Below are 22,203 nucleotides of genomic sequence, written 5' to 3' on the forward strand. Positions count from 1 at the left end.
CTACGAACACATAGAGAAATAAAGTGCTTTTTATATTGATGGCTGGAGGATTAGTATTAATCCTGCACTTTACTTTAGAAGTTTACTATTTATAAGTTCTACTTTTAATAAGTCCTACTCTTCATGAGTTCTATTCTTTATAAGTTCTACTTTTAATAAGTTATATTTTTAATAAGTTGTACTGTTAATAAGCTATACTAAATAAACTACATGAGAATCTGCTGAGCTTCTCCACGAAGATAAGAAGGAAGGTAAAAATGAGTTTTGAGACAATAATGAAACAGGTAATTCCATATACCGAGATAACGGTATCCAGGCTGATTTTTGCAGTAATAATGCTTTTTATGGGGTTCATTTTATCAAAGTATATTATTCTTGTTTTCAGAAGAGGAATACAGAAAACAAAGATTCCGGATCTTACTGTTCAATTTCTCACCCATTTTTTAAGTATCATCCTTTATGTAATTGTTATTCTTATTTTCTTGAAGAGTCTGAATTTCGACGTGGATAGTTATATAGTAGGAGTTTCTGCAGCAATAGGCATTGTTCTCGGACTTGGTCTGCAGGATACCTTTACAAACCTGACTGCTGGAGTATGTGTTGCCGCAATCAGGCCTATTGACACGGGAGAAATGGTAACCGTAAACGGACAGACCGGAAAAGTAAGATCTGTAGGGATCATGTCAACCGAGCTCCTGACTCTTGACAACCAGCTCATAACAATCCCTAACAAGCTTGTATGGGGAAGTTCTATTGTTAATATGACACGGATGCCTACAAGAAGAGTGTCGGTTGATGTAGGAATAAGTTACTCCTCAAGCCTCGAAAAAGCTACAGAGATAGCACTCAATATAATGAAAACACACCCTCTTGTCCTTAAGGAACCTGAACCCGCAGTTGTAACCACTGAACTTGCCAACTCCTCGATAAATTTACAGCTCCGGGCCTGGGCAAAAACGGGAGAAATGGTAACCGTAAAGAATGACCTTGTTGCAGGAATATTTGACGCTTATACGAAAGAAGGAATTGAAATTCCGTTCCCTCAGATGGATATAAATATAAAAGAAATTAAACCAAAAGAAGGTGGAAAACACACAATGGAACAGGATATGACAGTGCAGGAAGAAAAAATTTTACTTGAAGAGAAGTGCAATGTGGAATGACTATATTAAGCAAAAATCTTTGAAAACTGTCTATACTTCCTGTCCACCATATCTCTTTTCACACCGATAAGTTATATGAACTTAACATGTTATATGGAACATGGCAGTGACCTTGCCTTCAAGCTCGTTCCAGCGTTCAATTGCCCACGGTGTCGGAAAAAGCTCTACTCCACACCTTTTTTCTGTAAAAAAAGTTTCAGCTTCATCAGACAGTTTAACAAAACCTGTCTGCCCGGTTCCTATAAGGATTTTTTCTGTCCCTTCCTCATAAATGTGCTTTGCTTCCTCAAGCGAGATTTTATGAGAAGTTCCGTAGAGCTCCTTTGACAGTCCTTTCTCTCTTTTTTCTACCTGTCCATTGAGGCGAATAAGTATGTCATATTTAAAGGTCTCTCCGTTTACAGTAATAGAACCAAAACTCGTGGAATCAATCTTTGGCTTCATGGTTCACCTCTTAAATTGAAACTGAAAACAAGATTTTCTATTTTAGAATAGTTGTATATACTTCATATAATTAACAGATATGCCCTGAATACATAAATTTTCAAATCATAAACAGATCTGAATATAAAAATTACACATTTACGATTCTTGGCAGGGAAACCTGGCAAAAATAACATACCTGAGAAAATTTTACACCTTTGAAGAATGAAATCAAGTACATTAGGCATTATGGTCAAACTCTGCCATAAACAGTTAAAGATTATCCTATCAACTTTTCAGTTCAACAATAAGCAGATAAATGAGTGAGCGAATAACGAAAATATAACTCTATATGCATCATTTTAGGAGAGCGAATAAGTGTAGAATTCTGGAATGCGGAAAAATTCTAGAGAGAAAAGTACAAAAGCATGTACAAACGACAGGCCTGCTTTTAAATAAATATAACAAATTCACCGTCTTAGGAGATAAAGAGACTATAATATCCTGAAATTAAAGAAAAAAAAGTCTAGAGAATACTATTTTTCCACATCGATATTAAATAAAAACAATTATAGGACATAGACTCGTCAAAGACCTCATATTGTTATTTTAATGTTTAATAGGTACAGTTATAGATATCAATAGTTTTATAGTCGTCTAATTATTAAGATAAAGCTTTATCAAGTATTAAGTTCGTTTTTCTATTTTTATTCATAACTAAATAAATAAGTATGTTTATATGATAATATTTTCCAGTGTGCTTCGATTAAAAGTATTCTCGGATCAAATGAAACCGCCCCCGAGAAAATAAAACATAATAGGATAAAATACGGAGGAAAAGTAATGCGAAAAATTATGCTTAAGACAATCTGTATTTTCACATTAGTCTTTTTAGTCCTGTCAATGACAGGAGCAGCAGCATGCAGCAACAGTTGTAATACAAAAACAGATACAATAAATACAGCATGCAGTAACAGTTGTAATACAAAAACAGATGCAATAAATGATTGTTATAGTTTTAACCTTAAAAAATGTCCACATACTGCTTATTGCTTCAGGTATGATACTTTACTTAAGAATGATAAAGGGTGCAACCTTAAAGTTACAACTACCGGGACTTACAAGACCAAACTGGGCGGACAAGTGACAATATATAGTGACGGTAAATTCTGCTATAAAGCATCATCAACATGTTGTTCCAAAAAATGTTGTACTTGCACGGACACTTTCACATACAAGATAAAAGGTAAAGATGGAAAAACCGACTGTGCAACCGCTACGCTGAAACTCAAATGTCCCACCTGCTAAAGTACTATTCAGGTACTTACTCCAGTAGGTGCACTTATTATAACTAAACGCATTAAAGGGATAAGGAAGTTTAACTTCCCGGGATTAAACCCCAAATCCCTTAATGCTTGTCAATATTCGATTTTTGACTTAATTTTGCCAAAACGCGATAGTTCATGCTTATTTTCGTGTTGGATTCAGATCAATGAATTTTGGTTTTTTAATTTTGATTTTTTAATTTTGGTTTTTTAATTTTGGTTTTTTAATTTTGGTTTTTTAATTTTGGTTTTTTAATTTTGGTTTTTTAAATTTTGGATTTTAACTAGAATATTTTTAAAAAGCTTTTCAGATAGCACCTATCAGGAGCTAGAACTTGAGATTTCATTCCCGCAAACTGCGGACAATCGGGCTTTTTCCTTTTTTGCACACTCCATTCCCTCTTCAACAGCTTCCCTGATAATATACCCGGCCTTGTGAAGGATAGTGTCCCCGAGTTGAGGATCTTTGTCCATGCTGGCAGTACAGGGATAGGAGTGATGAGCACCTGAGATAGTTTCCTTATATTCAACAGTATCAGTCCAGCCGAGCTTTTTTGCCACAAACCAGGTGGAACCGCAAGGGGCATCCCTGAGAACGCCTGCTCCGATAAACATCTTACCATCAGGGCTCATTTCGATTCTGAGTACAGGTTTCCCGAAACCAAGGTCAACAAACGCATCTATAACAGGTTTACCGGTTTTTTCAAGGGCACAGAAAGGCTTTGGACCTTCAAACTCAACTCCAATGGCTTCAAGATCTTTTTTAATCTGTTCAAGCACCCCTGCAGGAGTTTTCTTCGAGTCTTCAACAGGTGCAATTACAGCTTTTGCTTTTGTTTTCGTCACAACGTCCGGGAGGGCTGTAAGAAGGTCTGGGTGAATGCCAATAGCAAGTATCAGATCACATTCCGGAAGTTTTTGAGGCATGTACTGCTCGGGCTCTTCTATAAACGTGGGCAGGTCTTGAGGAAATTCATGAATTCCTACAATCAGGTTCGCATATGATTTCCTGACCTGCCTGCAGTGATTACAGAGTTCTCCGCAGGACACGCAGAAATTTCCAGAATTGATCAGGTTCTGGATAACTTTTGTTCCAAGTTCGCCTGAGTAGAGTATGAGGATTTTCATAACTTACCCCTATTATTAAAGACTGTAAGAATTATTTGTGTCATTTTTCTCTTTCGTTGTAGATAGAAATCCGGATAATTTTTCCCCCTGGAAAGAAAAAAAGAGGGAAAGCAGATCAGCGAGGAGACCTTTGAGAAAGTAGTTGAGAAACTGCTAATGTTCAGTTCTAATACCCCTCCTTTAATGTTTTATCCGTTATACTATGTGATTTTTGTATGATACATTGTAATTATTTGTTTCAATGTATAAATAACAGGAGTTTCGAAATAGAAATTAGTATCCATATCTAAACCTCAATACACAGTTAAGGAAACAAAAGCACTGAAGACGAGAGAAAACAAAAAAGAACTAAAAGTAAAGGAAAAACTAAGAAAGAAAGGGAAAGGAAAAGGGGGAAAGGAAAAAAGGGGAAAGGAAAATAAACAGATTCTCACGGAAGTGGTCGCGATTCGGTCTTCCCTTTTTTCATTCTCCCAGTTTCAAAGCTCCATGCGGGCACATTTTAATACACACGCCGCACTGGATGCATTTCTTTTCGTCTACCAGGACATTCCAGGAGTCGTCAAAAGAATACACATTCATAGGGCAGACAGAAATACAGGCTCCACACTCAATGCATTCTTCCTCGTCCCTGTGAATAGGCCTGTCCAGAATGGAAACTATAGCTCCTCTCGATTCCAGAGCATTTTTGATTTTATCGAACTTGAGATCGTTCACGTCAGCTATCAATTCCCCATAGGTTGAGTCGATATTTGCAACCATTATATTAATCAGGATTCCGGTTTCGACTATAGACTCGGAAATAATAGGGTTATGGATTCTTTCAGTAGGAATGGTGATTTTGATTTTCACGTTCAGTACCTCCTTGCAAGAAGTTTGCTGATATTGTCGCTTGTTATTATTCCGAGAACCTGCCTCTGAGCATCGATCACCGGCATTGCAGATACCCCGTATCGATCCAGCCGCCTGGCTGCAAGATCTACAGGCTCATTCGGAGCGCAGGTCAGCACCTTTTTCGTCATAACGCTCTCCACCGAATCAAAACAATTCTCTGCAACAGCCTTTGAGATGTCCCAGGCAGTCAGGATCCCAACAAGTTCCCCAGAATCAGAAATCACAGTCAGATGGTTGAAAGAGTTCGCCCAGATTTTTTTTGCAGCATCCTGGACAGTTTGATCTCTTTTGATGGTCACAACAAAACTGGACATCACATCTTTTACGAGAGGTACGACCTGAGTCTCTTTCATGGGTTTGGCAGACCCTTCAGCACACAATCTTTCCACGGGCATGCTGACAAAGAATTTTCCATGCTTAACCCATGCCTTTAACTCATTTGCAATTTTTCTTGCGTTCTTGAAACTGGAAAGGGAGGAAGTGGGCACGTCTTTTCCATCAATCTGCACCGAGCCTGACCTGAGTTCAGCATAACTTACCTCTCTGATAACCGGCTTGTCCCTGCTTCCCACAGCATAGTCCTCGATGGTGGTTACAATATCCTCATCACGAACCGCAGTAGCGGCAGCAAGTTTTTCGTTGAGAATAGGGATGGGAATTCCAACTCCCATGTAAAGAGTAGCTCCGTATCCGGTAAAGGAAGCAGCTCTCAAATAGTCAGGGTTCATCTCTTTCAGGTTACCTTTAAGCATGAGAGTTCCAAAACCGGAAGAAGGAGAATGCTGAGTTCCGTTCCCTATAACATAGCCCTGGGTTCCTCCCATGAAAATCCTTGTTCCCATGCCTATAGTTTCATAGTTTGGGTCATTTGAGAGAGGAGAGAGTACTCCTGCCCCCGAATAGGTTACATTTCCGAGATTGGGCAGAAGCTCACCCATATAAGTATGCAGAGTCCTTTTAGAACTGTTAGTTGCTGCTGCATATTTTTGGTAGGCGTTCCTTGGGTTAAGAAGAATGGCTTCATTAAGGTCTTCAAGAGAAATTATCGTATCAAGTACTTTCCTTGGATAACAATCCGTCCCATACGAAGTAGCGTGAACATCGATCTCTTTACCCCTGAGAAGATCTTCAATAACATGAGCTCCACCATACTGAATTCCCCGTGTATCTGAAATCTGGGCAGCTCCCAGGTAAGCATCTACGGCTGCCAGCCCGCTGTATGCTTCTACATTGTTAAACCAGATCTTCTGGATTTTTATGGGAGGCTCGGAATGCCCCAGGTTAAGCATCAAACCGGATGAACACATAGCTCCGAATGTGCCTGTAGTAACTACATCTACTTCTTTTGCAGCCCCTTCAGCGCCAAGCTCCTCAACAATTGTGACCATTTCCTCGGCTGTCACTACATTGACGCTTCCATCTTCAATTTTTCTATTAATCTCATGAACTGATTTTTTAACCATTGGGGGTCTCCTCTTTTTGCAAATTTATATGAATAGTAATATTTATTGTACTTATATATTATTTATGATAATGTTAAAGGTAAAAGCCCTGCCTGAAGACGCGAAAAGCTGTGCCTGAATTTGATTTATTTTCAGGTTTTCAGGTTTATGCCCTTAATTCGACAAATAATATTCATAATTATGGGCTATATATATTACTTACGATAATTTGAAAATTCTCATACCGTAGAGTCAAACTATAAATAGATATAACAGTTCATGTGGAAACATTTTAAATAATCAAGAGCTCTTCCCACACTCCAGGAGGTTAATTTCAGTAAGTTTCTTATGCTAAGAAGATATACCCGAGGCCAGGTGATCTGTTGACACGTATACTTGCTACCGGGACTTTTGACCTTCTACATCCCGGACATATTTATTTTCTGACCCAGGCCCGAGCTCTGGGGGATGAGCTTTTCGTTATTGTTGCTAGAGACTCAAATGTGACTCATAAGCCAAAACCAATTGTGTCCGAAGAGCAGCGGCTGGAGATGGTAAATGCGCTCGGGATAGTAGATAAAGCGCTTTTAGGCAGCGAAAAAGATATGTTTGAACCCCTGAAGCATATCAGACCGGATATAATTGCCCTGGGTTACGACCAGCGTTTTAACGCCGAAAATCTGGAAGAAGAACTTGCTAAAAGAGGGCTTCCTGCAAATGTGGTAAGGATTCCACTTTCAAAAGAATGCCCACTTTGTAGTACAGGTGCAATCATAAAAGAAGTACTTAAACGGTATGGGTAAATTTGCCCCTACCGTTTCCCGATTTGATTGATGCCTGTTATTCTTTACTCATACTTTTTTTTTCAGAAAAATAATTGACTGAATTTAATTTAGGAAAATACCTTTTCAAGTCTTTCAAGAGCTTCCCTGATTCGGTCAATCGATGTTGCATAGGAAATCCTTACGAAATCCTCGCCAGATGAACCAAAAGCAATTCCAGGAGTAACTGCCACCTGAGCTTCTTTCAGGAGACGTTCTGCAACCTGAGTCCCGTTTCCATACTCGCTGACATTAGCAAAAGCATAGAAAGCTCCATCAGGCTTTTTACATTCAAACCCCATCTTGTTCAGACCGTCGATAAGGACATCACGGCGTACCTTGAAACGGTCAACCATTGCTTTAACACTGTCCTGAGGGCCCTGAAGGGCTTCAAGTCCACCGTACTGAACAAACGTAGTCGCACTGCTTACCGAATGAGACTGAATTTTAAGTAGAAGTTTGAGAATTTCAGGAGGAGCAGTCAGGTAGCCAAGTCTCCAGCCTGTCATGGCATATGCCTTGGAAAAACCATTTACGGTGATAGTTCTTTCCTGCATTCCATCGAGGCTGCCAATGCTGATATGTTCCCTGTCATAGATAATTTTTTCATAAATCTCATCTGAAACCACTATAAGGTCATGGTCAATTGCAAGATCCGCGATACATTGCAAAGTCTTTTTTCCAAAGACCCCACCTGTAGGATTTCCCGGACTATTTACAACAATGAGCTTGGTTTTATCAGTGATGTACTCTTCAAAATTGTCAGGAATGAAACCTTTTTCAGGGACTGTCGGAACCCAGACTGTTTCCGCTCCCGCAAAACGTATGCATGCATCATAAGTTACCCATGCAGGGTTAAACAGGAGAGCCTGGTCCCCATCATCGAGGACGCTCATCATTACCTCAAAAATTCCCTGTTTCGCTCCAGGGGTGACAAGTACACCTGACTCGGTTACATCGAGGTTGTTTTCCGTCCTCAATTTTTCGGCAATGGCTGCCCTTAGTTCAGGAATACCTCCAGAAGGAGCATAGTGGGTTTTTCCCTCATACATAGCCTTTGCCGCAGCATCGCAGATATTCTTAGGGGTATTGAAATCAGGTTCACCAAGGCTGAAATTGATTACGTCTGTACCCTCTTTAATCATTCTGGTCGCAATATTGGAGATCTTTATCGTTGCGGATTCTTCTACACGCTTGAGCCTTGCGGATGACATAGGAATGGTCCTGGTATTACATTTGCTAATTTAGTTATTATAACATTCACAGCCGCCGCACCAGCTTTACTGCAGCTTCAACGGCCCTTTTTGCATAGTCCACACGTTCATGAGCCGCCATGCGAGTCATACCTGGGCCAGGAATACCGAGAGTTACAGGCTTATTGAACTCAAGAGAAAGATCCATGATTTTCCTTGCAGCGTGCTGCATAACCACCTGGTCATGGTCAGTGTCGCCTTCAATTACAGATCCTATAGTAACTACGGCATCGATGTCATCCCTCTGACAAAGCTTCTTGATCGCAAGCGGCATGTCAAATACCCCTGGGACAAGAATAGTCTCTTTAACTGTTGCCCCCAGGAACTCCGCGTGTTCTCTTCCAAGCAGTTCCATCTGATAGGTCAGATCCCTGTTAAATTCAGCTACAACAAATCCTAGGCTGATAGTCATCTGATAAGGTCTCCAGTCTTGTTTTTACATAAATTGATTCATGTTCTTAATGGGCCTGCGTCTTCAAAGCCTTGCCTTTGGCCGGTACCGGCTTCTCGAATTAACTTTTCAGGCTTGAAGAGCAGTTTGATTACGTTTAAAGCGTGCTCTCGGGTCCTTCTGTCCATAAGGAAAGCAAGTTCCTTCTCGTCCTTTCCTTCGTTTTCATGGACAAAGACCTCGATAATATGGGTATTGGTCATGAGCTGGGCCATAATAAGGCCCTGAGAAGCTTCATGAGCACAGATTTTGTCCTGTTCCTTAGCTCCAGGCATTCCAAGAGCCATAACGATATCGCACCCTTCTTCTTCAATAAGTTTTTTGGCTGCGACCGGAAGGTCCTTTATCCCTGGCACAGTAACTCTTTTGATTTTTACAGATACATTTTTTTGTATCTCATCAATTGCCGCACGCCCCATATTATAACGTGCGAATGCGGTATCTGCAATTCCTATTGTGGGCATGTAAATCCGATCGGAAATTAGGTTAAAATCTTATCAGGGCTTTCCTGAAAAGATCTTGTAGATATGTTCTACCTGTCTCTAAGTCTATAACTTTATCCTTTTCAGGCTCTGTCAAGGACCCTGGTTGCGGCTTCTACACCTGCTCCCAGGCGATCAATGTAACCACGCTTATTCAACACGATCTCCAGCTGCTGGATGGTTGAAAGCACATCCCTTCCGGTCACATTACCCATGCAACCGATCCTGAAAATCTTATTTTTAAGACGTTCCTGCCCACCTGCAATAATTACGCCTCTTGCCTTCATATCACTTTTTATATTTTCACCATTAACATCTGCGGGAGCCTTCATAGCAGAGACAGTGTTAGAGTAATGGCTGTATTCGTTAAGCTGAGGGAACATCTCAATGTTCAGTTCGGCAACTGCTGCTCTTATAGCTTCAGAAAGGACTCTGTGCCTCTTAATCCTTGCCTCCATTCCCTCCTCTTTTACGATGTGCAGAGCCTCCTGAAGCGCGTAGAAGAGAGGAATTGCAGGAGTGTAAGGTGTTTCTGCTTTGGGCTTGTCCCCACTCTTTTTATATGCAAGTAGGTCGTTATAGTAAGGTCTTTTAGTTACATCCTTCATAACCTCAAAAGCCTTTTCACTTACAGAAACGACTGAAAGTCCAGGAGGAGCTGCAAGACACTTCTGTGAGCCTACAACTGCAATGTCAACTCCCCACTCATCAACCTTTACATCATCTCCTCCGAGGGAGGTCACACCGTCCATAATAAAGAGGGCATCATGCTTTTTAGCAAGTTTGCCAATTTCTGCTGCCGGGTTGAGAATGCCTGCTGAAGTTTCGTTGTGTACAAGAGTGACTGCTTTTGCCCCTTCTTCGAGTTTTTCCTTGACAACCTCAAGGTCAACCGGATGACCCCATTCGAATACAACTGGGACAACATCCCCATAGATAGCTGCAATGTCCTTAAACCGCTCTCCAAACTTTCCGTTTTCTATGGCAATAACTTTGTCTCCGCTTCCAACCGAAGAACCGATAGCAGCTTCCATTCCTGCCGTTCCCGAACCACTGAGAACGAAAATATCATTTTTTGTCTGGAAAACGCTGGAAAGGATTTCCCTGCAATCGGTATAGATTCCAGCAAATTCCGCACTTCGGTGATTGATCATCGGTTTTGACATAGCTCTAAGGACTCTGGGTGTAACAGTTACGGGACCAGGCATCATGAGGAGGGTATCTTCCAGATCCATATATTATACTCCACATTTTTAAAAATTTAATTCAATATATAATCCAATTTATTTTTTGATATTATCCAATTTTATTTTTTGATATAATCCGATTTTATATTTTAATCTAATCCAATTTATTTTTTGATTTAGTATAATTATACATTTTATTTACAAAGTGGTTTAAATACTTCCATTTTTATCTGTTTCAGAGGTTTGTATCACACCCACAGTATTAAAATACTGCAAATCTGAAATAATTCAGAGTAATATCATTGTGATATGGTATACTTAAAAGGCCCTGTAGTATATTATTCCAGGAGTTTGTCACAGGACTTATCGATTAAGTTACTTTGCATGGTTAAGCATTAGTCCGCTTTAGAGATCAGGTTTAATTGGATTCTAGTATATAATTGATGTGCTTTTCAAACCCTGATCCCGGATATAGCGCTCTATAAAGAAAACGGATTTTGCTAATTAGCCCTGGAGAAGCGTCATTACATCATGTTTCGTCACGACGCCGATAACTGCTCCTTTTTCTACTACCAGTACGGCCGGATTTCCTTCCAGCATGTGCGATACGACTGAGATAGAAATACCTGGAGACACTGTTGGGAAGGCCTCTCCCATTATCTCAGAAATTTTCAAATGGGAAATTGATTTTTTCTTACTTTCGGCCATCAATTTCACTATCATGTCTTCGGAAACACTTCCAACAGGAATGCCCCTATCAAGCACAGGAACCTGTGAAAAACCATACTTCTGCATCAAGTTTACTACTTCTTCCACAGAATCGCCTGGTGAAACATGAATTACAGGGGAATGCATCAGATCTATTATAATAATCTGCTGTTCCTTTTCAACTTCCTCAAAAGCGTCAAGGATTTTCCTGACAGTCGAAAGCCTGGGATCTACGTCTCCCGATTCTATACGAGCTATAAGGGGCTGACTTACTCCTGCCCTTTTAGCCAGATCGCTCTGGGTAAGCCCGAGTTCATTTCTTCTTTTTTTAAGATCTTCGGGTGTTGGAAGCTGCATGTATATTACCGATAGTAATTATTATATTTAATATCATTGGTTAACATAATTTGTGAAGTTAAAAAAAAGGTGATATTAAATTCAGAAAACTATTCTCGGAAAATTCTATACATAACTGGGTAAAAAAGAGAAATTAAAAAATACTTGGTTTAAAGATCAGATATAAATATCGTATTAATAAATTTATTAAGTTGTAAAAAAACGCTAAAATTATAAAAAGTTGTAAAGTTGTAAGAAGAATAAGTAAGTAAAAAACAACATGTGAGCAGGAAATAAAAAGGTAATAAATTAACAGGAAAAGGAGTTACTAAATCAACAGGAAAATGGAAATAAGGCAAACCTGTGTTTTTAGCGTTTTTGCTCAAATATAGGAAGGATTCTCGATTTCCTTAGATTTCCTTGTCCTGAGTTCGCCTTTTATAGCCTCGTAGTATTTCATTGTATCCGGAGTTACTGAAGGCCCAGTTTCTGTTATTGCTTTAAGGAAGTGTCTCTGCTTAACATTTTTTGCGTGAATATCCTCACGCAGAGCAAGCCTTCCTGCCTTTTTACATACAGCTGCAATGTCTGCACCTGTGTACTGATCGGTTATAGAAACGAGCTTTTCGATATCAATATCCTCTGCAAGTTCCATTTTTTCGGTGTGGACTTTGAAGATCTCCCTGCGAGCTCCTTCATCAGGGATCGGAACGAGAATCAGTTCATCAAAACGTCCGGGCCGGATAAGTGCAGGATCGATAACGTCCGGGCGATTGGTTGCACCAATTACTACTACAGCCCTGAGCTCTTCAAGCCCGTCCATTTCGGAGAGAAGCTGATTAAGGATTCTTGCCGTAACCTGAGGCTCACTTATAGAAGCCCCGCGAATGGGCGCAAGCGAGTCAAGTTCGTCCAGAAAAATAATTGAAGGAGCTACCTGCCTTGCCCGTGTAAAGACCTCAGCTATCCTTTTTTCTGATTCCCCGTACCATTTGGAAAGCAAATCACTCCCCTTGGCTGTAATAAAATTAGCATCCGATTCATGAGCTATTGCCTTTGCAAGCAGAGTCTTTCCCGTACCCGGAGGGCCATACAGAAGGACCCCTTTAGGAGCCTCAACCCCAATATCTCTATAAGATTCCGGATTCTTGAGAGGCCATTCTACTACCTCCTTCAGGAGCCTTTTTACTTCTTCCAGACCGCCTACGTCGTCCCAACCGACAGTTGGCACTTCGATCAGGATTTCCCTTATTGCTGAAGGCTGGACATCTTTGAGAGCATTTTCAAAATCTTCTCTTATTACCTGGAGGGAATCCAGAATTTCAGCTGGAATTTCAGGTTCATTAAGATTGATTTTAGGTAAAACCCTCCGCAGGGCACTCATAGCTGCCTCCCTGCATAGGGCAGCAATATCAGCTCCCACAAATCCGTATGTTATTTGAGCAAAATCCATGAGGTTTACGTTTTCGGCAAGAGGCATTCCCCTGGTATGGATCTGGAAAATTTCTAGCCTTCCATCAGTATCCGGGACTCTAAGTTCAATTTCTCGGTCAAACCTGCCTGGGCGGCGGAGTGCTACATCCAGGGCTTCGGGACGGTTGGTTGACCCTATAACGATTACATTCTTGCGAGCCTTAAGCCCGTCCATAAGGGAGAGAAGTTGAGCAACTACTCTTCTTTCGACTTCTCCGGTCACCTCAGCCCTTTTAGGGGCAATGGAATCGATCTCATCCAGGAAGATAATTGCAGGAGCATTCTTTTCTGCGTCCTCGAAAATTTCCCTTATTGCCCTTTCGGATTCGCCGTAATATTTGGACATAATCTCAGGGCCATTGATAGAAATAAAGTAGGCGTCGGATTCGTTGGCGACTGCTTTTGCAAGCAGCGTCTTTCCCGTTCCGGGCGGACCGTGGAGCAGTACCCCTTTCGGAGCATCGATCCCTAGCCTGTCAAAAAGTTCAGGGTGATTCAAAGGCAACTCTATCATTTCCCTGACTTTCCCAATGGCTTCTTTTAGCCCACCCAGATCTTCATACATAACAGTAGGAATATTCTGTTCAGGGATTACTTCAGTTGCTTCAGACAAAAGCTCAACCTGCGTTAAGTCTGTAATCTTCACTATCCCCGACGGAGAGGTAGAAACTACCTGCAATTTTATTTCTCCAAGTCCGAAAGATGGCTCGAAGCCCTGGCCGAAAAAGTCCTGGAAGAAATCTTCGAACATAACTCCTTTGCCAAAAGTCTCACTTTCCCTCGATTTCCTTAAACTTGTAGTGGAAATAAAATCCCCTTTTGAAACCGTACGGTTCATGAATACGGCTTTAAGAGTTTCGCTTGGAGCATAGATCTGCATACCTCTGGCTACAGGCGCAAATATTACGCTTTTTGCCTCCTTCCAGTCGGCTTTACAAATAGCTACATATTCCCCGATACTGGTTTTTGCATTAGTACGGATAAACCCATCCATACGTATAATCTCAAGTCCTGAATCACTCGGGTATGGGCGCCCTATAAGGGCTGAAGTCGATTTCCCCCCTTTGATTTCTATAACATCGAAAGGCTCAAGACCCAGTTTTTCCCGGAAACTTTCACCTATCCGGACAATGCCTTTCCCAACATCCCGTTGATCGGCTTCTGCAACTTTCAATTTTATCGTTGTCTTGCTATCAGTCAAATAATACCCCCATTTCCAGCAATAAAAGTGTTCAGGACTTTGTGAAAAGATCAGCAGCTCTTAGATAGGTCAGCATCATCAGTCGCTTACCTTTTTTGCCTCCTCATCAAGTTTCTTTAAATTGGTAGGGATAGGGTTTTCTTTGAGCAGCTTTGCAAAATATGCCAGATTATGTACCATATATCTGGCTGTCCGATTTGTATAGAGATGTCTATCTCCTCCAGCTTCTATGTAACTTGGACCCGGCCCTGCATCACCAACCCAATAACAATCTGCATTTGGAGGGACAGTGCAGCCCAGATGAATAAGGTTAAAGAGTATAGTTGAACAGACATCGTGTGCCCCATCCTCATTTCCGGTAACTATGACTCCTGCAGCCTTCCCATAAAGAGGATACTGACCAGTTTCGGGATCCCCTTCCGTATAAGTTCCATCCAGCCTCTCAATTACCATCTTTGCCACCGATGAGAGAACTCCAAACCAGATGGGAGTTGCTATAACAAGAATATTACAGGCTTTTATTTTTTCAAGGATCAAGGGCCATTCATCTCCTCCTCCTTCATCTGAGGAAATCCCAAAAGCCACATTATGATCCACAACCCTTATCACTTCACTTTCAACACCAAGTTTATCGAAGATAGCTACTGCCTTGTCAACAAGAGCGCGAGTATTTGATATCCGAGGCGATTTTTTTAGAGTGCAGTTTAAAAAAAGTGCCTTAATCACCATAGTATATATGTTTCCAAACTGCTTTTATTTATACGGGGGCGCATGATAATTTAGAAATGTTATTTCTGAATTACTCAACAAGCGCTTTATCCTCACCTGATCTTTGAGCTGAGTTTTACATGAGAGTAACTCAAGAAAAAGGATGGACACGGAAAAAGTTGATTTCAAGCATAATTTTAGGATAGTGAAACATTTCAGGATAGTGAAACTGAAAAATTGAAAATAAGAAAAAGATGGGAAAATTTAATAGAAAGTAAAAAGATAAAAATCGCTTAGAGCTTGAGTTCCTTAGCCATTTCCTGAAAGACTTTTCCTTTGTCAGTAGTGATAAAAAGCCCATTTTCATGTTTGATAAGCTCTTTTTCTTTCAACATTTCAAGGTATTTCTGAGCGATATTAAAGTTCAAATTTACCTCATATACAATATGAGTTTTCTTGGCCCCGTTCATTGCTACTCTTAAAATATCTACTGCGATATCAGTCCTGCTCCTTCTCTTAATACTGACTCCCCCACGGTAGTTTACAAATAATCTTTGTAAGTAGTTACGCCTTAAAAATATTAAAGCATATCTTTTTGTAGGTAACAAAGATTCTAAATCTTTATCGTTCTCCTTTCTATATAACAATTTCAGTACTATATATAATGTCAAGTTATAAAGAAAAAAGATTTAAACGGACAAGTTCTCTTTTACGGCTAAAGAAAAAGGGAAATTGCCAGAAAAAAATCGGAAACAGATTTCAGTTAGTCTTTTCAAATAAAATTAAAGTTAATAAAGAGTACATACTAGACACTAAAATCGTAGAAAACAAAACTGAGAAGTTGCATAAAAAAATGCATTCATACTCTTCAAGATACTGAAGCGACTTGTGCTTCGATTCCAAAATAAATTCCTTATTTATTGGAAAATCTGTGATCGGTGAATATATTAGAAAGTTTCAACATTCAATTGGATGCAAACAATAACCCAACGGAGTGGCCTAGAAAATACTTTGGTTGGTATGATAATATATTATACAAAAATTAATTAGACGGGCTATGTAAAGTCAAGGCTATTCTGGGACAGAACCTGAGTGGAAATTATTCTACTTCTTAATACAGCAGTCAATATTTTTTAAATTATTATGGAAATGAAACATCTGACAATGTAATGAAACTTCCAGCTACAAAGAAGTTGCATGAAATCTTTTAATTGATCCCTTTTAATTGGTCCCTTTTAATTGGTCCCAGGTTTCTATGAAGTTTTTACCTTGGTTATTATAGTTGTTTCACTTGACTGCAGTGATCAAACTGAAGGCAATGAGGATATTACAAATATATTTGGTGAGAATTAAAGCTCACAAAACTTAGGCCAAAACCAGAGATATCATATATTTCAGTAAGACTTTCACAATCGAGAGAGAGCATTTCAGGAAAAACTGCTCATATTTTCAAAAAAGAATATAACAGTAAACTTTTGTATGTAATTTCCTTTGAAAAAGAGCTTAAATGTGAATTTAAAGTTACACAACAAGAAGCAAAATCTAAAATTGAAACAAGAGCTGAAAGATTAGAAAATAAAAATCTATAAAAAATCGAAGGGAAAATAAAGATAATAAAAAGAGTGGGCCCGCTGAGATTCGAACTCAGGATCCCCGCCGTGTAAAGGCGATGTCATAACCGACTAGACCACGAGCCCAGTTTGCCGATATTTTCAGAGTCGCTCTAAGAGCAAGACCAAAATGTCACTAGTTATATATATCTCTTTTGTTAGGAGAAAAACTCAGGACCTATCTGAAAGTTAGTTACTTCACTAAATAAGAATCTTGTTTACCGAATAAAACTCCCGTTGCACTAAATCAGACTAGTATTACGCCATATAATATATCTATTGAACTAAATAAAGAAATCTTATTATAATAGATAATATATTAGTAAAAATAACAGATAGGTTATTTTTAAACTAAAGTTTTACTATCTCAAATGAGATATTTAGCATAGAAGATTAACCTCATATTTAATTTTTAAATCAAAATATACATATGCACACGTAGAATAAAATTAAGAATATTTTGATTTAAAAAATTGAACTTGTTTTATTTATATGCCAGTCTGAGAGAATTTTGAATAGGTAAAAAAGCTAAGCAAAATATATTTATATGAGATAAGCATGAAGTAATTTATGAGCGGGTCACTATTTTATATGATAACCCCAACACTAAACACCCCAATTCAAACTCCCCAACCCGCTCATCTTATTCTCATCAAAATAGAAATATATATTTAGGGAAACAATTCAAAAACTCTAAATTATGAGGAAAGGAAAACAGTGTTGGAAAATAGACAAAGATATCTGGCCATGAAAATGGCAACGGAGACTCATTTAGAAGACGATTTAATCTGAAGCAAGCATTTAAATTATTAAAAATGAAAACGATTAAGAGAAGGGAATTTACATAGGTTCAGGCATTTTAACCCCACCCGATGATTATTATAGACTTTTAATCCAAAAGTAGAATTTCTAGCTAAAAGAAAAACTTTTTAATATGAATTATGAATTATATATTAGAGTACATAGAAATGAAAAGCTATTTATAAGATGAATAAATAGTCATGTCGAGTGAGCGGGTCTCTTTTCCATAGTATAACCCCAAAACAATATCCCCCAACTATTTCCCCCAACTATTCCCCAAACTCTCCAGCCCGCTCACAAACTTTTCTCAATTTGTTTTAACTATATCCTTCCGTTCAGAAAGCTTTTCTGTCAATTTTAATTAACTCACCTAGTGCCATGGCAATTTAATTATTTGGCATAATTTTTTGATAGCTTCTTATCAACAGATAGCGATTCAGAGTAAACATGTGACCGAGTCTATCCCAAAACCTATTTTATTCTAAATCATCCTGAGTTTTCAGGATCATTTTAGTTATTAGGTATTCAACTGACTGTTCTAAATACAAGGTTCACAAATCAAATTTTGAGTTTCAGGATAGGCTCACCAATAACTAAATTTTCAAAACACTAGTTTTGCACCTTAATTCCTTCTTATCTATTTTACATACTCTGAAAAATTAATATGGTGAATGTTCAGTAGTTAGAAAAAGTCAGTTAGTCTCTTATTTCATGTGCATTTAACAAAAGGTAAAGAAAACTAAAGGAAATTAAGAAAATAAACAAGGTTAGAAAATTAGAAGTCGAAAAGCGTTTTTTGTGTTTTCGACTCGACTTTTTTGGGAGTTTCGCTGACTTTGACCTCAGATTTTTCAGAATTATCTGAAACTTTTTTGATAGCAGGCTCACGGTTTACAGATTTCACGGATCTGGAAAGTTCGGGAGAGATGCTATTTTCTATCGGTTCAGAGTCAGAAAAAGCTTCCTTCTCAACGGGCCCAGGCAAGGATGAAGAATTCTTAACCTTGAGACTATCGTGTTCAAGTGAAATGGATGTAAGGCTATCAGATTTGATCCCAATATCATCAATCTCGGCCTGATCCTGCTCCGGTATAAGAGTGTCAGAAGTAAAACTATCAGGTGTTAAGGTAACAGGTGCAAGGATATCAGGTGCAAGGTTACCAGGTTTAATGGTATCAGAAGTATTATTTTCCGAATTCTTAGTTTCTGGAGAAATTTCAGGTGGAATATCAAAACCAAAGTTAAGAGTCTTCTGCCCACCCTGAGAAGTCCTGGAGTTGGGAACTTCGAGCCTCTCAGAATGTTTCCCATCTTTTTCCACAGAATTATTAACTGAGAAAACAGAAAGATCCTCTTTACTATTGCCTGGGGGAGCAGGAGTCCTGAAAAACTCAGCTCCATCAGATTCTTCATTTCCTTCAAGGAGAAGTTCCTGCGCCCTTTCGTAGATTTTCTGCAGCTTTTTACTGGCTTTTGTGCTCCCCGAGAGATATATCAGCTCTTCAAGTTCAAGCCCGAGGCCTGCAGTAATTTCGATCGCAGATTCTTCATTCTTTAACATGCGAGAGTAAAGCTCCAGCAGGTTATTTCTTGAATAACGCATAGACTCGAAGTTGTGTTCTCCAACTTTAGAAGCTATATTATCCCTGAGGTCTCGTTTAGAACGTATCTGCCCCATTTTTTTCCAGAGAGAAGGAGGCTGGTACTTGATAAATCCGGGATAGGGCCGTGTCTTTGAGACCGAAGTTCCACAGACCATCAACATGCTAGCATACCTCCACATCCTATAGTTCTGGCGTTTTTTTACGCGCCCAAGGTAGAGATCGGCCTTTGAGAGATAACCAAAGCCAGTTTTTATATCCTCAAGATTTCCATCCTTAGATGCATACTGGAAAGGCAGGTTTTCGTCGATCCAGTGTACAAGGTCTTCAGGGCTCTCATCAAGACCGCGAGCTGCTTCCAGAGCCTTTTTACAGTCCGTGCTCTTAAAGATTCTCTGCATTGCCTTGAAGATGTTTTCCTTTACATCTCGGCCTGAAGTGCTGAGATCCTCAACTTCCAGCGTTTTCCTCCCGGTAGCTGCAGCCTGAAGGTCGTTAATTGCACTTCTGAGATCCCCTCCAGCCCCTTCAGCAATTTGCTGGATTGCATCCGGGCTGCATAAAATATCCTCGCTCTCGCAGACCTTCTTCAAAGCAGGGACCATAGAACGGCTCTGCACTGAGCCGAACTTTATTTCCAGACAGAGGTTCCGGATAGTAGGAGTCAACCCATAAATATCATTTGCAATTAGCACTATGGGTTGAAGAGTGTTCTTTATAATTCCTGCAATAGCCCGCATTCCGCCCCTGTCTGCAGTCCCGTGAATATTATCCGCTTCGTCCAGGATAATCAGGCGTTTTCCTCCAAAAAAGGTATTCATTGAAGCTGCCGACCCCGCAACTCTTTCAATAACACCTGCAGTCCTCTGGTCACTTGCATTGAGTTCGATGACTTCCCAATCCAGATCGCGGGCAAGAGCGTGGGCAGTAGAAGTCTTCCCTACTCCTGCAGGCCCATGAAGGACCACTGCCCTTCTATCTGGAATGCCTGAAAGCCACTTCTCAGCCCAGGTCCGCAAATACTGCACCGCCTTCTTGTTCCCTACAATCTCTTTCAGGGTCTGTGGGCGGTATTTCTCAGCCCATTCAATTGCCAACGTCATCTTAAACCATACCAATAAAAAAGGAACTCATTCTTAACTCTATACATTTTAATCTTTTAATTATTCAAAAGCTTTTGATATTACAAGCTTCTGCTATCGATTTTTAAATGACAACGCTAAATTTACACTTCGATATGTGTTAAAGTCTTTTTGTTCTCATAAAAACAATACCTTCAATCGCCAGAACAAATTTGGGCAGAAAACCCATATTCATATCCCCTTTCATCCCGGCTTCAGATATCTTCCTTAATTTTAGCCCACTAGCATATTCTAATCAATCAAGAGTCAGAAAAAACTCAATCCGACTATATTCTTGAGTAAGTTGAAAATATATCTATTCTTACCCATAATTCAGCCCTCTTGAGCGAACGAAGTGAGTAAAAAGGGCATCATCCTCCCGAGACGGTTAATTACTCTAGCCCATAATTCAGCCCTCTTGAGAAAACGAAGTGAACGAAAAGGGCACCGTCCTCTCGAGACGGGACTCGGGTGACGGAACTCGGGGGACAAAATTAATTAATGATCGTGTTTGTACTTCTTTGAACTACTTAAAATCTTACACAACAGTTAGGATGGATATGGAAAAGAATAGCATGGATGCCCTCCTTGAGGCTATCGAAATGAGAGCCAGGGCTAACCGGGCCAGAGTAGCTATGGGAATAAGGGACCCGAATTCCAAAATGCTCGAGAGTGCTTGGAAAGCCCAGGAACTGGGATATGCACAGGTCGTCCTGGTGGGGATTAAGAAGGAAATTGATAAGGTCGGTACAGAACTCGAGGTAGTGGACACAGATGAGCCTGAGAAGACTCTTGCAGAACTTATGATTTCAAGAAAAGTCGATGCAGCGATAAGAGGCACTGCAAAGGCATCTGGAGCCCTAGCCCAACTCAAAGAAGCTCTAGGAAAGAAAAGAATCTGCCGGCTTGCCCTGCTCCTCACGGTTGATGGAACACCTTTCTTTCTCGCCCCTGTAGGGATCGACGAAGGAAACACTATTTCAGATAAACTCAGGATGATCAAGCTTGGCGCCGAACATATAAGGAGATTCGGGATAGAGCCCAGGGTCGGCGTGCTGTCGGGGGGCAGAATTGGAGACATCGGAAGGAATAAACGTGTGGACAGGACTCTTGCAGACGGAGAATTCGTGACAAGGCGGGCTGTTGAACTCGGGATCAATGCCAAACATTACACGATTCTTATTGAAGATGCCATAAAAGAATCGAACTTTATTGTAGCCCCTGATGGAATTTCGGGAAACCTCATTTTCAGGACAATTGCTTTCCTGGGTGGGGGTGACGGGCTTGGAGCTTCAGTGCTCATGGATGATTATGTTTTTGTGGATACATCAAGGGTAGGTGGACATTTTACGAAAGCCATAATGCTTGCAAGTGCACTGTCTCACCTTAATAAGGAAAGGCAAAAGGTGATTTATTGAAAAAGATTGCAGAGGCATGGCCGATAGTAAAAGGCGACTACACGGTAGGAAATCCGGAATCCCGGATTGCAGTGGTAACTCTTGCGAGCCAGATAAATTCCTTACCTGAAGCGGCCCTCTGGGGTAGCTCAAAAACCGAAAATCTGGGAGTCGAAAAAATAATCATAAATACCATCTCAAATTCCAATATAAGGTACATCCTTATCTGCGGAAAGGAATCCAGAGGACACCTGGCAGGTCATTCCCTGCTCGCAATTCATGCAAACGGGATTGACGAAAAGGGAAGAATTGTTGGTTCTGAGGGGGCTATCCCTTTCATAGAAAACATATCAAGAGAGGCAGTAAAACGCTTTCAGCAACAGGTAGTGCTTCTTGACAGGATAGGACTGACAAACCTCGAGGAAATAATGAAAATTGTGAGAGAATATAAGGACCAAGGGGAAGTTTACCCGGAGGAACCTCTTGTAGCTATTTCCCAGAAGAAAAGACAATCTACTTTCACGATTCCTCATTCAGGTGATATAATAGTTTCCGAAGAATTTGTCATGGACTCAGCTGCAGGAGTCGTCTGCACGACAAATGATTTTTAATTTCCAATTAAGAGATCTACTTCGAGTGCACATTATTCGAGTGTACATTATTCGAGTATAAATTACC

17 protein-coding genes and 1 tRNA gene are annotated in these 22,203 nt (G+C 40.0%); 4 read left to right on the forward strand and 14 right to left on the reverse strand.

What is annotated here, in order from left to right; translation table 11 throughout:
• Positions 1-257: 257 nt before the first annotated feature.
• Positions 258-1,163 carry a mechanosensitive ion channel family protein gene (locus MSBRW_RS14200; protein WP_011307067.1) on the forward strand — a complete coding sequence of 302 codons (906 nt, stop codon included), beginning with the start codon at positions 258-260 and terminating at the stop codon, positions 1,161-1,163.
• 81 nt (positions 1,164-1,244) lie between these two features.
• Here the strand turns inward: MSBRW_RS14200 and MSBRW_RS14205 are convergent, their stop codons facing one another.
• The 4 genes from MSBRW_RS14205 to MSBRW_RS14225 form a co-directional block, all read right to left on the reverse strand.
• Complete coding sequence (locus MSBRW_RS14205; RefSeq protein WP_011307066.1) at positions 1,245-1,607, reverse strand: Mth938-like domain-containing protein; 363 nt, start codon at positions 1,605-1,607, stop codon at positions 1,245-1,247.
• Positions 1,608-3,232: 1,625 nt separating this feature from the next.
• Positions 3,233-4,039 carry a DUF166 domain-containing protein gene (locus tag MSBRW_RS14215; RefSeq protein ID WP_011307064.1) on the reverse strand — a complete coding sequence of 269 codons (807 nt, stop codon included), beginning with the start codon at positions 4,037-4,039 and terminating at the stop codon, positions 3,233-3,235.
• Between the two features lie 465 nt (positions 4,040-4,504).
• Complete coding sequence (locus tag MSBRW_RS14220; RefSeq protein ID WP_011307063.1) at positions 4,505-4,891, reverse strand: 4Fe-4S binding protein; 387 nt, start codon at positions 4,889-4,891, stop codon at positions 4,505-4,507.
• Positions 4,892-4,893: 2 nt separating this feature from the next.
• On the reverse strand, positions 4,894-6,396 hold the full coding sequence (locus MSBRW_RS14225; protein WP_011307062.1) for an L-aspartate semialdehyde sulfurtransferase: 1,503 nt from the start codon (positions 6,394-6,396) through the stop codon (positions 4,894-4,896).
• Between the two features lie 338 nt (positions 6,397-6,734).
• Between MSBRW_RS14225 and MSBRW_RS14230 the strand changes: the two genes are divergently transcribed.
• A complete protein-coding gene (locus MSBRW_RS14230; RefSeq protein ID WP_048102783.1) occupies positions 6,735-7,178 on the forward strand; it encodes an FAD synthase family protein in 444 nt (147 codons plus the stop codon).
• 89 nt (positions 7,179-7,267) lie between these two features.
• Here MSBRW_RS14230 and MSBRW_RS14235 read toward each other — a convergent pair whose 3' ends face one another.
• From MSBRW_RS14235 to MSBRW_RS14285, 10 genes are all read right to left on the reverse strand, one after another.
• Entirely contained in the window at positions 7,268-8,410 is a 1,143-nt protein-coding gene (locus tag MSBRW_RS14235) for a pyridoxal phosphate-dependent aminotransferase (RefSeq protein ID WP_011307060.1), read from the reverse strand.
• A gap of 46 nt (positions 8,411-8,456) precedes the next feature.
• A complete protein-coding gene (ribH, locus tag MSBRW_RS14240; RefSeq protein ID WP_011307059.1) occupies positions 8,457-8,861 on the reverse strand; it encodes a 6,7-dimethyl-8-ribityllumazine synthase in 405 nt (134 codons plus the stop codon).
• Positions 8,862-8,899: 38 nt separating this feature from the next.
• On the reverse strand, positions 8,900-9,364 hold the full coding sequence (gene ribC, locus MSBRW_RS14245) for a riboflavin synthase (protein ID WP_011307058.1): 465 nt from the start codon (positions 9,362-9,364) through the stop codon (positions 8,900-8,902).
• A 101-nt stretch (positions 9,365-9,465) separates the two neighbouring features.
• Positions 9,466-10,617 carry a pyridoxal-phosphate-dependent aminotransferase family protein gene (locus MSBRW_RS14250; protein ID WP_011307057.1) on the reverse strand — a complete coding sequence of 384 codons (1,152 nt, stop codon included), beginning with the start codon at positions 10,615-10,617 and terminating at the stop codon, positions 9,466-9,468.
• 456 nt (positions 10,618-11,073) lie between these two features.
• The gene (locus MSBRW_RS14255) at positions 11,074-11,634 is read right to left on the reverse strand and encodes a CBS domain-containing protein (RefSeq protein WP_011307056.1); all 561 of its coding nucleotides are present in this window, start codon (positions 11,632-11,634) and stop codon (positions 11,074-11,076) included.
• A 361-nt stretch (positions 11,635-11,995) separates the two neighbouring features.
• Positions 11,996-14,287, reverse strand: a complete 2,292-nt coding sequence (locus MSBRW_RS14260; RefSeq protein ID WP_011307055.1) for a CDC48 family AAA ATPase — start codon at positions 14,285-14,287, stop codon at positions 11,996-11,998.
• Between the two features lie 78 nt (positions 14,288-14,365).
• Positions 14,366-15,016 carry a flavodoxin family protein gene (locus tag MSBRW_RS14265; protein WP_011307054.1) on the reverse strand — a complete coding sequence of 217 codons (651 nt, stop codon included), beginning with the start codon at positions 15,014-15,016 and terminating at the stop codon, positions 14,366-14,368.
• 272 nt (positions 15,017-15,288) lie between these two features.
• Positions 15,289-15,642 (reverse strand): winged helix-turn-helix domain-containing protein, encoded by a 354-nt coding sequence (locus MSBRW_RS23580; RefSeq protein ID WP_230669774.1) that lies wholly within the window; start codon positions 15,640-15,642, stop codon positions 15,289-15,291.
• Positions 15,643-16,618: 976 nt separating this feature from the next.
• Positions 16,619-16,692: transfer RNA gene (locus MSBRW_RS14280), tRNA-Val, on the reverse strand.
• 1,489 nt (positions 16,693-18,181) lie between these two features.
• Positions 18,182-20,110 carry a replication factor C large subunit gene (locus MSBRW_RS14285; RefSeq protein WP_011307052.1) on the reverse strand — a complete coding sequence of 643 codons (1,929 nt, stop codon included), beginning with the start codon at positions 20,108-20,110 and terminating at the stop codon, positions 18,182-18,184.
• 578 nt (positions 20,111-20,688) lie between these two features.
• Between MSBRW_RS14285 and mtxX the strand changes: the two genes are divergently transcribed.
• Both mtxX and MSBRW_RS14295 read left to right on the forward strand, forming a co-directional pair.
• Positions 20,689-21,546 (forward strand): methanogenesis marker protein Mmp4/MtxX, encoded by an 858-nt coding sequence (mtxX, locus tag MSBRW_RS14290; protein WP_011307051.1) that lies wholly within the window; start codon positions 20,689-20,691, stop codon positions 21,544-21,546.
• Complete coding sequence (locus MSBRW_RS14295; protein WP_011307050.1) at positions 21,543-22,136, forward strand: tetrahydromethanopterin S-methyltransferase subunit A; 594 nt, start codon at positions 21,543-21,545, stop codon at positions 22,134-22,136. Before mtxX ends, MSBRW_RS14295 begins: the two co-directional genes overlap by 4 nt.
• The last annotated feature ends 67 nt before the right edge of the window (positions 22,137-22,203 follow it).

It is taken from the genome of Methanosarcina barkeri str. Wiesmoor (assembly GCF_000969985.1).
Taxonomy (GTDB): domain Archaea; phylum Halobacteriota; class Methanosarcinia; order Methanosarcinales; family Methanosarcinaceae; genus Methanosarcina; species Methanosarcina barkeri_B.

Coding starts and splice junctions, on each gene's coding strand:
- MSBRW_RS14200 (WP_011307067.1), top strand. CDS start 258: ATGAGTTTTGAGACAATAATGAAACAGGTAATTCCATATACCGAGATA.
- MSBRW_RS14205 (WP_011307066.1), bottom strand. CDS start 1,607: ATGAAGCCAAAGATTGATTCCACGAGTTTTGGTTCTATTACTGTAAAC.
- MSBRW_RS14215 (WP_011307064.1), bottom strand. CDS start 4,039: ATGAAAATCCTCATACTCTACTCAGGCGAACTTGGAACAAAAGTTATC.
- MSBRW_RS14225 (WP_011307062.1), bottom strand. CDS start 6,396: ATGGTTAAAAAATCAGTTCATGAGATTAATAGAAAAATTGAAGATGGA.
- MSBRW_RS14235 (WP_011307060.1), bottom strand. CDS start 8,410: ATGTCATCCGCAAGGCTCAAGCGTGTAGAAGAATCCGCAACGATAAAG.
- ribH (WP_011307059.1), bottom strand. CDS start 8,861: ATGACTATCAGCCTAGGATTTGTTGTAGCTGAATTTAACAGGGATCTG.
- ribC (WP_011307058.1), bottom strand. CDS start 9,364: ATGCCCACAATAGGAATTGCAGATACCGCATTCGCACGTTATAATATG.
- MSBRW_RS14250 (WP_011307057.1), bottom strand. CDS start 10,617: ATGGATCTGGAAGATACCCTCCTCATGATGCCTGGTCCCGTAACTGTT.
- MSBRW_RS14255 (WP_011307056.1), bottom strand. CDS start 11,634: ATGCAGCTTCCAACACCCGAAGATCTTAAAAAAAGAAGAAATGAACTC.
- MSBRW_RS14265 (WP_011307054.1), bottom strand. CDS start 15,016: ATGGTGATTAAGGCACTTTTTTTAAACTGCACTCTAAAAAAATCGCCT.
- MSBRW_RS14285 (WP_011307052.1), bottom strand. CDS start 20,110: ATGACGTTGGCAATTGAATGGGCTGAGAAATACCGCCCACAGACCCTG.
- mtxX (WP_011307051.1), top strand. CDS start 20,689: ATGGAAAAGAATAGCATGGATGCCCTCCTTGAGGCTATCGAAATGAGA.